Here is a 9,614-nt window from a genome sequence, read left to right as displayed (position 1 = left end):
TTTATGTCGACCTATCTGCCAACGCTGAAACAGTTGCAATATCTGGTCGCGCTCGAGGAGCATGGCCATTTCGGCAAAGCAGCCGATGCCTGCTATGTCACGCAGTCGACATTGTCCGCAGGAATCCGCGAGCTCGAGTCGCTGCTCGGGCTGGTGCTGGTCGAACGCACCCGCCGCGTTGTGCGCTTCACCCCTTTGGGCAAGAAAATGGTTGCCAAGGCGCACCGCATATTGCGCGAGGCCGAGGAACTGGCCGATATGGCGCGCGCTGCCGGAAAGCCGTTGGCCGACGAATTGCGGATGAGCGTGATCCCGACCATCGCCCCCTTCCTGCTTCCGCGCCTGCTGCCTGCACTGCGCAAGAAATATCCCGATCTCAAGCTCTATCTGCGCGAAGAAACCAGTGCAGCTGCGTGTGAGGCACTACACCGCGGGCAGGTCGATTGCGTGCTGTTGGCGCTGCCTTATGGTTGCGGCGATACCGAGCATGCCAAGCTATTCGACGACCGGCTTTATGTTGCCTTTCCCAAGGGCGAGCCGGACAATCCGCCAAGCACTATCCTCCCTGAAATGATCGATGAATCGCGCCTCTTGCTGCTCGTCGACGGACATTGCCTGAAGGATCATGCCCTCGCTGCGTGCAACCGCCCCGAATTGCGCGCGTCGGCAACGATGCTTGGCACTTCGCTGCACACGCTGATCCAGATGGTCGATAACGGCCTCGGCCAGACTTTGGTACCCGAAATTGCGGTGAAGAACGGGCTGCTCAACGGCACCGAAGTATTGGCCCGCCCGCTCGACGCGCCGCATGCCAGCCGTGAAATCGCACTCGTATGGCGCACCAACAGCCCGCGTCAGCCTGAATTCGAACTGCTCGCCGAAACGATGCGCGAACTGGTCAACAACGCCTAATCGCCGGACGGTCCGAGATAGCTCGCCCCATAGACCGCCTGGCGGATGTCATGGTGCAATGTGCCGTCAAATGGCATCACCTGCACAAAATAGACCGCCGCCAGATTGTTTGCTGGATCGACCCAGAACAATGTCGTTGCAGCACCATCCCAGAAAAACTCGCCGGTCGCACCGCGATTTTCCTCTTTCGTCTGCGGTGGCGATTTGCGCACGGCAAAGTCGAAGCCGAAACCGACCGAGCCCTTGCCGGGCAACCATTGCCGGTCGGTTACCCGCGGATCAAGATGATCACTCGCCATCAATTCGACCGTGGATGGTTTCAGAATGCGCACCCCTTCCAACTGGCCCTTACCCAACAGCATCCGGGCGAAGCGCATATAATCGTCGAGCGTGGAGGCAAGGCCATAAGCGCCTGGGGTGAGCTTGTTGTCCTCAAAATTGAGCATACGGGCTTGCGCGTCGCTCGCGCGCTCCAATTTTCCATCTTTGCGCAGATACATGGCTGCGAAGCGTGCAAAATTGGCATCCGGCTGGCGCCATGCCGTGTCGCGCATCTTGAGCGGATCAAGGATATGCTGCTTCACATATTCTGCATAGGGCTGGCCCGAAAGCCTCTCGACCAGCAACGCCTGCACGTCCACCGAAATGCCATAAACCCAGCGTTCGCCGGGATCATGCAGCAAAGGCACGCGCGCCAAACGGCGGCCTAGTTCGGACAGGTCGTGATCGAGCGCCGAGGGCTTGGCGAGGCTGAACGCTTCATGCGCGGGCGTTTCCTTGCCCTCACCCGCAAAACCCGCGCTATGTCGCATCAGGTCACGGATGCTGATCGGGCGGCCCGCCGGACGATATTGCGCAACACCGTTGACGTCCTTGCCGGCATAAACCTGCATATTGGCAAATTCGGGCAGATAGCGCGCCACCGGATCGTCGAGACCGAACTTCCCCTGCTCCCACAATTGCATCAGCGCGACGCCGGTAACCGGTTTGGTCATGGAGTATATCTGCACGATCGTGTCGCGCTGCATCGGCTTGCCATTTTCGCGGTCGGCGTGGCCCGATTTGCCGAAATAGACCTCCCGCCCATCCTTCCACACCAGCGCCGAAACGCCCACTGCCCGCCCATCCTTGACCATGCCCGTCAAAGCCGCATCAATGCGCCCCTTGCTGATCGAAAAGCTTTCTGCGGTCTCTTTGGATGCACCCGCTTGGGCCTGAACCGGAGTTATAGCTGCCAATGCGATCGCACCGCATAAGGCGATATCTCTCAAACGCTTCATACCCCACCCCATTTCATCGATATAGTTCACCCGTCCCAACCCTGGCCGCGTTCGACATCGCTCGTTTTCTGCTCCACCCAATGCGCAACATCGCCCCGATATTCCCGTTTCCAGAAAGGAGCGTCGGTTTTCAGCCGGTCGATCAGGAAGGCACAGGCCTCCAGCGCAGCCGCGCGGTGCGGCGACGCGGTTACAACGAGCACTATGGGCTCGCCGACCTTCATCCGTCCAACGCGATGAATGATTGTACAGCCGGTCAAGCCCCAGCGCTCCTGCGCTATCGCACAAATGTCGTTGAGGCTCGCCTCGGTCATGCCGGGATAATGTTCGAGCTCGATCGCGGTTACACCGTCATCGCCGCGCACATTGCCCGTAAAAGTCGCAACCGCGCCAACACCCGTTGCCTCCAGCGCCACGGTTTCGGCAGCTATATCGAATGCTTCGCGTTGAACCGAAACGCGGATCATCCGCCCGTGACCGGCGGGAAGATGGCAAATTCGGTTGCGCCTGTTACCGGTGCGTCAGATTTCACCATGCGCTGGTCGAGCGCGAAGCGAAGCTTCGACCTGTCCGCAAAGGCCTCCGCATGGCGCGGCGATTGCGCGACCAGCCAGTCAATCGCATCGCCAACCGTCAGCACGCTTGCGGGAAATTCCATCTCCTCGCCGTCGCTGCCCATTGCTTCGCGAACGCGTGCGAAATAGACCAGCTTCATGGTCAATCCATATGCTTGATGCCGACGCGCAGATAATCCCAGCCGGTGATGATCGTCAGTACAGCGGCAACCCACAACAGGCCGAGCGCGGCGGTTTTGAGAAGCGCCCAGTCGGGCAACGCACCAGCAAGGATGAGGCCGCCAAAAGCGACCAGCTGCGCCGTGGTTTTCCATTTGGCCAGTTGCGACACCGGCACCGACACCTGCAATCCGGCGAGAAATTCGCGCAGGCCCGAAACCGTAATCTCGCGCAGCAGGATGATCAGCGCGGCAATCACGTGCCAGCCATCGACATCGCGGGTGAAGACCAGCAGCAAGATGACCGCACCGACCATGATCTTGTCGGCGATCGGATCAAGGAACACACCGAGTTTCGAAACTGTCCCCTGCGCGCGCGCCAGATAGCCGTCGAAATAATCGGTAATCCCCATCAGGCAGTAGAGCGCGAAGGCCAGCCAATAATCGATCGGCAAGGGCTGGGTCAGGCCCGGTCGCGTGCCCGGCCACAGCAGGAACACCAATATCGGCACCGCCAGGATGCGTGAAAGCGTCAAGATGTTGGGCAGGCTCAGCATAACGACTCGGTCTTAGTTAGAATTGCATCTAAATAAAACCGTAGTGCTGAGCCTGTCGAAGCACGCCTTGCCGATAAACGCTCTTCGACAGGCTCAGGGCTACGGTGAAAAATCACAGCCATCAGTTTTCGACACCCACAGCCGGGTAGCTTCGCCACAATGCACCCAAAGCAGCCTTCAGCGGATCGAGCCATTGCTCATAGGGTTTCCATTGCTCCACGCCGTCGCGATTGATCGGGCGGCGCACCTGCTCGCTCGACGCGGTGCGAACCGCGCGCTTGTTCTGGTGGAAATTAAGGCAGGCTTCCTCGAACGGCACACCCAGATAGTTCAGCATCGCGCGCACCTGTGCTTCGGGTTCTTCAATCACCTGTTCGTGGATCACGCGGTGGACGCGCCCCGGCAGCACCTTGTCGAAATGCGCCATCAGCCGCACATAATCGGCATAATAGCGCCCCATGTCAGACAAGCTGTAACTGAACGCCTGCCCCTTGGCGAAATGCTGGCGGAAGTTGGAGAAACAGCAATCGAGCGGATGCCGCCGCGCGTCGATGATCTTGGCATTGGGAAGGATCAGGTGGATGAGGCCGGTATAGACCCAATTATTGGGCAGCTTGTCGATGTAAAAGGGTTTGTCGGTCTTGCGCTGCACGGCAGTACGCTGAAGGAATTCCGCACCGAGCTCGGCCAATCGCTCCGCCGACATATCCTTTACGGCATCGACCCAGCCGCTCGGTGTCGCCTTGCCTTCGCGCAGCGCTATCGCAGGCAAGTCGGGCAATTCCATCGTGCCTTCGATCCGCGAATGGCTGGCCAATATCTGTTCAAGCAGGGTCGATCCTGCCCGTGGCATGCCGAGGATGAATACCGGATCGGGCGTGGGATCGCCCTGCCCTGCACGGGCGGCGATGAATTCGGGGGTGAAGGTGGCGATGATCTTGTCCACATGGCCCGTCACCACATCGGGATCATAATCGAGCTGGCTGTGCCGGATCGCATTCGCCCGGTCATAATGGCCGAAAGAGGTTTCAGCCTCGCGCCGGTCATCAGACGCCTTGCCGAGCGCGAAATGCAGATGCAGCCGGTCGTCGTCGGACAGCCCTGCGGTTTCGAGCGCAGCCTCCATCGCAGCTATGTCAGCCTCGTCAAAGCGCACGGTCTTCAGGTTCGCAAGACTCCACCAGACCTCGCCCAGGGTCGGCTCCACTGCCAATGCGCGGCGATAGGAGGCAATGCCTTCGTCCTGCTGCCCCACGGTCTTGAGGACATGGCCATAGCTCATCCAGAGCTTGGCGTGCTGCGGGAAACGCCGGGTCAATGCGCCATAAAGCGCCAGCGCCTCATCATATTCGCCAATGCGGCCCAGCGCCGCCGCCATAAGGCTCTGTCCGCTTGCATCGTCAGCATCGACCTGCAGCACCGTGTCAAGCAACTCGACTGCCTCTTCGAACCGGTTCTGCCGGTATAAAATGCCTGCCAGATTGGATTTTGCTGCGGTGAAATCGGGTGCCAGCTCCAACGCTCTCCTCAACAGCGCCTCGCTGTCCTTGAACCGCCCCAGCCGCGCCGCCAGCTGCGCCATCAGGCGGATGGCCGCCACATCGAACGGATCGTTGCGCAGATGCGCGCGCAGGATCGGCTCGGCATCGGGCAAACGGTCTTCATTTATCGCCAGCGCCGCCTCGATAAGTTGCGGATTGCGCATTCCGCGCGCGACATAATGGCTGGCAAGATCAGGAGCAGTTTGCGTCATTCTGCTGCGCTTATCGCACTCACCGGTTTCAGCCAAGCGCGCTGTCGGCGATGTACAGCCGCAGGGCGTCTGTCCCTGCACTTTCGAACAGGCTCTCCTCCGTCCCCGTCATCCAGACCTGGCTACCGGTATTGTAAAGCCGCTCGAACAGGGCTTCACGACGGCCGGGATCAAGATGGGCTGCAACTTCATCGAGCAGCAATATCGGCGGCGCGCCGCGCAATTCGGTTACCAATCGGGCATGGGCGAGGATGAGCGAGAGCAAAAGCGCTTTTTGCTCGCCCGTTGAACAACTTGCCGCAGGCTGGCCGTGACCGTCATGTCGAACGAGCAGGTCGTTGCGGTGCGGGCCGGACAGCGTGCGCCCTGCCGCCCGCTCGCGCCCGCGATTGGCCTTCCAGCCTTCGGCCAACGCGGCAACATCGGGCATTTCCGCATCCTCCAGCGCAAGCTTGGGCCGGGCAAAGGGCGATGGTGGCATGGCGGCAAGCCGTTCGGAAAGCTGCACCACTGTGCGCGCCCGGCTTTCGATTATCGCGGCGGCATATTGCGCCATGCTTGCCTCGACCGCGTCGAACCAGGCGGCATCGCCCTGCCCTTCGGACAGCATACGGTTGCGCTGGCGAAGGGCATTTTCATAGCGGCTGCTGTTGAGCGCATGCGACGGCTCAAGCGCCAGCACCAACCGATCAAGGAAACGCCGCCGTGCGCCAGCGCCATCCATGAACAGCCGGTCCATCGCAGGCGTCAGCCACAGGATCGAAAGCCATTCGGCCAGATCGTTGATGGCAGAGTTTGCACCATTGATATGCACTATGCGTCGACCCGGCGCGTCAGCCGACACAGCTGTGCCCAGCGCAGTCCCGTTTAGGGTTGCAGCGACGGTAAACCCCCCGGCCCCGCCTTGTCGCGCCATTTCGTGCAAATTGCTCCGGCGCAGACCCCGCCCCGGCACCAGCAGCGAAACGGCCTCCAATATATTGGTCTTACCGGCCCCGTTTGCGCCATGCAGAATGATGAAGCGCCCCTGCGGACGCACACTCAAAGCCGCATGGTTGCGAAAATCTGTCAGGTTGAGCCGATCGAGCGCCATTAGGATGCCCTATCCGAGATGCTGGCCGCGTCAACGTCGATTTGGGGGTAAGGTGCGCCTTGGCGCAATTTCCACCACAGCAGCCCCAAAATGTTGGCGTATTTTCCCAATATTCAGGTTCGTAAAATCGTGTTTTTTACACCGGACAATTTTATACCTTTGTTATTATTGTTTTTTTCAAATCTGGCACGCCTCCTGCAGTAACCTTGGCATCCCCGGAACACTCCGGAACATGAACAAGGAAGGATATTTAAAATGACCATTTCGACCCGCAATCAGTTCGCTTCGATCTTCGCAGCTATCGCATGTGCATTCCTGACCATCGGCGTCAGCGTTGCCCCGGCAGTTGCTCCCGTAGCCCCCTATCTCGCGTAACAGCGTCACACCTGAAAGGAATTTGAAATGAACGCTTCGTCTCGCAACCAGCTCTTTTCGATCGCAGCCGCTCTGCTGTGCGCCTTCGTCACGGTCGGGATGAGCATCGCCCCCGCACTTCAGGGTGGTATCGTCTGATGAACCCGAAATTCGACCTGCCCCCAGTCATCAAACCCGTTACTTCAAAGGAAAGCAAAATGACCAAATTAGTGCTTGATCGCGCCAACAAGAAAATCTGGGGCGTCTGCGCAGGCCTCGCCAACTGGACCGGCGTCGACGCCACGGTAATCCGCGTAGTTTTCGTACTCGCCACGCTGTTCGGCTTCGGCTCTGCATTGCTGATTTACGTCGCCTTGGGGTTGATCCTCGATTGACCCCAATCGACCCGGCAATGGGTAAATTCTCGCCCACCAGCTAAATCATCAATTTTTAACGGCGTTATTCAGTTTGGACTTAAATTTTGAACGTGATAATCTATGATGCATACAAGCAATCGCTTGCAGGAAAGGCATTCCATGCCAAAAGGCCCGGACAAACGGGATGAAACTGTAGATAAAAGCGACGAACATCGCAGGTTTTCACGCGGCGAAGTCTATATAACCATTGATGTACGCGAACATGGCGGAGGTCGGCATAAGGCGCTGATCATGGATTTGTCCCAGTCGGGCTGCCGCATTTCATCAGTGACCTATATGGGCGAAGGCAAGAATATCCATGTCACCCTGCCGGGTTTCGCCCCCTTGGAAGCGGTCATCGTCTGGAAAAAGCAGGATGAATATGGCTGTTCGTTTCTGCAGCGGCTGCATCCGGCTATCTATGACCATATCCGCGCCAAATATCCGTCGCTCGGCCATTTGTGAGGGCTCTGCGATTTCCGGCTAGCCGGACCCATCCGAAAAAACGCCGCTTAGGCAGAAGCTTGATCGCCTTACTGATGCTCGGCTTCATGTTTGCCGCAGCCTGGTTCTATGACCCTCGGGAATCGATTTCCGCCAGTGGTGAAAAAGTGGCCGTAGCGGATGGAGACAGCTTCACCATCGGCGCCAGCAAATTGCGACTCCATGGCATTGATGCTCCCGAATATCGCCAGACCTGCCGCGATGCAGAGGGCGTTGAATGGCAGTGCGGGAAAGCCGCACGTGCCGCTCTCGAAAAACGCCTGCTAGAACCCGGCCTTGTCTGCAAAGCACAAGCCAAAGACAAATATGGCCGCGCGCTAGCTACCTGCTCCACCCGCCAAACGGCCGATGTTGCCGCTGCCCAAGTCCGCGACGGCATGGCCATCAGCCATGAATATTTGGGCGTGCGCGACTATCCTGACGAGGAGGATGCGGCGCGTGCCGCGAAAAAAGGCATCTGGATCGGCGCCTTCGAGCGCCCCGAGGATTGGCGCGCGCAGAAACGGATCGTCACCGAATAGCGCACACCGATTATAGCAAGCTGTGCGTCGTCACCTGCAATTTTGGCAAAGGCGCATCAGACTGTTCGTCCCAATGCTTGTAATTATACACCGCGCCTTCGGCGCGAACCTTATCGACTTTTTCCAGATCGACGTCAGCGAACAACCACATCGGCTTGTCCAGTTCACCCAAGGCAACGACGCCATTGTCCGGAAAGCCGATGTCGGGAGGGCCGTAGACCCCGGCGGCACCGCGATTGCTATCGAGCGAGGGGCACCACGGCGCCTCCCCAACCGTCGGCGAATGTACGGCGTAAAACTGGTTTTCCAACGCGCGGGCTTGCGCACCGATGCGCACCCGCCAATAGCCTGTCAGCCCATCGGTTGCCGATGGAACGAGCAACAGCTTTGCACCAGCCTCTGCCAATGCGCGGGCGATCATCGGAAATTCGCTGTCGTAGCAGATAGCGATGCCAATCTTGCCCAGGGCAGTGTCGAACAGGATCAGGTCGCGCGCGCCGGATACGCCCCAAATCTCGCGCTCGAAACGGGTCATCACGATTTTCGCCTGTTCCCCCATCTTGCGATTGGGTGCAAACAGGCGCGCGACATTGTGGAATTGCGCCCCCACCCGCGTCGGGCAAGATGAGGCGCAGATATGGATATGATGTTCGGCCGCCAGCCGTTCATGGGCGGCGTCAATGTCGCTGCGGTGATCCGACAACCATTCGAGCGAATAGGCCAGATCGTCGCGCGCCTTGGCGTTCGCAGCGGTCAGTTCCATGATGCCATATTCGGGGAAGACCGCGAGGCTCGCCCCGCCTGCCTTGGCTTCTTCGACCCATCGCGCCAGCTTATCCTCCCATTCGGCAAAGCTGCGGACTTCGTCGATCGGATATTGCGCGGCGGCAATGGTAAAGGCGTTCATAGCTGGCCAATCCAATATTGCATTTGGTGCGACACCTCTTCTGCGCCACCGATTTCCTTCCAATCAAAATCAGTCACGAAGCCGGAAACAGGCGCATAGCCGCGTTTCTTCCAAAAAGCATCGAGAGGTTGGTAATCGACGGGTCGGGCAGGATGGTCGTCAGGCCGTATGACTGCGCAGAAACTTGCCTGCTCCGCCCCTGCCGCTCGACCCGCAGCTTCGCGATAGTCGAAAAAGGCGTGGCCGATGCCTTTCCCGCGATAATCGGGCAACAGCACCGACTCGCCGAAATAGAAAAGCCGGTCGACATCCAGACCGCGCTCGACAAAGGGGCGCTGAAACTCCACCTTTTGCGCGCCCATGGGTGAGGCTGTCGCCGCACCGACAATGCGGTCATCATGGAAAGCCGCAACCAGTGCAGCATCAGGGGCGGCTGCAAATTCGGCTATATAATCGCGTTCGTAGCCGACATCGCCGTCGTAGAGATAGGGGAAGGCGCGGAAAACCTCGATGCGCAAGCGCGCAAGATCGTCGAGCGCTGCGGCGATTTCCGCACCCGTCAGCGTGCGCACCGCAATCGCCAA

General features: G+C 59.1%; 12 protein-coding genes. 4 read left to right on the top strand and 8 right to left on the bottom strand.

Annotation, left to right across the window (positions count from 1 at the left end; all coding sequences use genetic code 11):
- The first annotated feature begins 3 nt into the window (after window positions 1-3).
- On the top strand, window positions 4-912 hold the full coding sequence (locus PKC81_RS00670; protein WP_324332684.1) for a hydrogen peroxide-inducible genes activator: 909 nt from the start codon (window positions 4-6) through the stop codon (window positions 910-912).
- Here PKC81_RS00670 and PKC81_RS00665 read toward each other — a convergent pair.
- The 6 genes from PKC81_RS00665 to recF form a co-directional block, all read right to left on the bottom strand.
- Window positions 909-2,192 carry a serine hydrolase domain-containing protein gene (locus tag PKC81_RS00665; RefSeq protein WP_324332683.1) on the bottom strand — a complete coding sequence of 428 codons (1,284 nt, stop codon included), beginning with the start codon at window positions 2,190-2,192 and terminating at the stop codon, window positions 909-911. The genes PKC81_RS00670 and PKC81_RS00665 overlap by 4 nt on opposite strands.
- A 26-nt stretch (window positions 2,193-2,218) precedes the next feature.
- Complete coding sequence (locus tag PKC81_RS00660) at window positions 2,219-2,659, bottom strand: molybdenum cofactor biosynthesis protein MoaE (RefSeq protein WP_324332682.1); 441 nt, start codon at window positions 2,657-2,659, stop codon at window positions 2,219-2,221.
- Window positions 2,656-2,907, bottom strand: a complete 252-nt coding sequence (gene moaD, locus PKC81_RS00655) for a molybdopterin converting factor subunit 1 (RefSeq protein ID WP_324332680.1) — start codon at window positions 2,905-2,907, stop codon at window positions 2,656-2,658. The genes PKC81_RS00660 and moaD overlap by 4 nt, the downstream gene beginning before the upstream one ends.
- Before the next feature lie 2 nt (window positions 2,908-2,909).
- On the bottom strand, window positions 2,910-3,482 hold the full coding sequence (gene pgsA, locus PKC81_RS00650) for a CDP-diacylglycerol--glycerol-3-phosphate 3-phosphatidyltransferase (RefSeq protein ID WP_324332679.1): 573 nt from the start codon (window positions 3,480-3,482) through the stop codon (window positions 2,910-2,912).
- A 121-nt stretch (window positions 3,483-3,603) separates the two neighbouring features.
- The gene (locus PKC81_RS00645) at window positions 3,604-5,235 is read right to left on the bottom strand and encodes a sulfotransferase (protein ID WP_324332678.1); all 1,632 of its coding nucleotides are present in this window, start codon (window positions 5,233-5,235) and stop codon (window positions 3,604-3,606) included.
- A gap of 28 nt (window positions 5,236-5,263) precedes the next feature.
- Window positions 5,264-6,328, bottom strand: coding sequence for a DNA replication/repair protein RecF (gene recF / locus PKC81_RS00640; RefSeq protein ID WP_324332677.1), 1,065 nt, complete (start codon window positions 6,326-6,328; stop codon window positions 5,264-5,266).
- A 572-nt stretch (window positions 6,329-6,900) separates the two neighbouring features.
- On the opposite strand from recF, the gene PKC81_RS00635 reads away from it, so the two are divergent.
- The 3 genes from PKC81_RS00635 to PKC81_RS00625 all read left to right on the top strand — a co-directional run bounded on the left by PKC81_RS00635 (window position 6,901) and on the right by PKC81_RS00625 (window position 8,123).
- Window positions 6,901-7,077 carry a PspC domain-containing protein gene (locus PKC81_RS00635; RefSeq protein WP_298597974.1) on the top strand — a complete coding sequence of 59 codons (177 nt, stop codon included), beginning with the start codon at window positions 6,901-6,903 and terminating at the stop codon, window positions 7,075-7,077.
- A 141-nt stretch (window positions 7,078-7,218) separates the two neighbouring features.
- Window positions 7,219-7,563 carry a PilZ domain-containing protein gene (locus PKC81_RS00630; RefSeq protein WP_324332676.1) on the top strand — a complete coding sequence of 115 codons (345 nt, stop codon included), beginning with the start codon at window positions 7,219-7,221 and terminating at the stop codon, window positions 7,561-7,563.
- Window positions 7,564-7,622: 59 nt separating this feature from the next.
- Window positions 7,623-8,123 (top strand): thermonuclease family protein, encoded by a 501-nt coding sequence (locus tag PKC81_RS00625; RefSeq protein ID WP_324332674.1) that lies wholly within the window; start codon window positions 7,623-7,625, stop codon window positions 8,121-8,123.
- A 10-nt stretch (window positions 8,124-8,133) separates the two neighbouring features.
- Here PKC81_RS00625 and PKC81_RS00620 read toward each other — a convergent pair whose 3' ends face one another.
- Complete coding sequence (locus PKC81_RS00620; RefSeq protein WP_324332673.1) at window positions 8,134-9,030, bottom strand: carbon-nitrogen hydrolase family protein; 897 nt, start codon at window positions 9,028-9,030, stop codon at window positions 8,134-8,136.
- A complete protein-coding gene (locus tag PKC81_RS00615) occupies window positions 9,027-9,614 on the bottom strand; it encodes a GNAT family N-acetyltransferase (protein ID WP_324332672.1) in 588 nt (195 codons plus the stop codon). The genes PKC81_RS00620 and PKC81_RS00615 overlap by 4 nt, the downstream gene beginning before the upstream one ends.

The sequence above is a fragment of the Sphingorhabdus sp. genome (genome assembly GCF_035329025.1).
Classification (GTDB): domain Bacteria; phylum Pseudomonadota; class Alphaproteobacteria; order Sphingomonadales; family Sphingomonadaceae; genus Sphingorhabdus_B.
The sequence above is the reverse complement of the archived record's forward strand: the minus strand, read 5'-3'. Positions and strand labels throughout refer to the sequence as shown.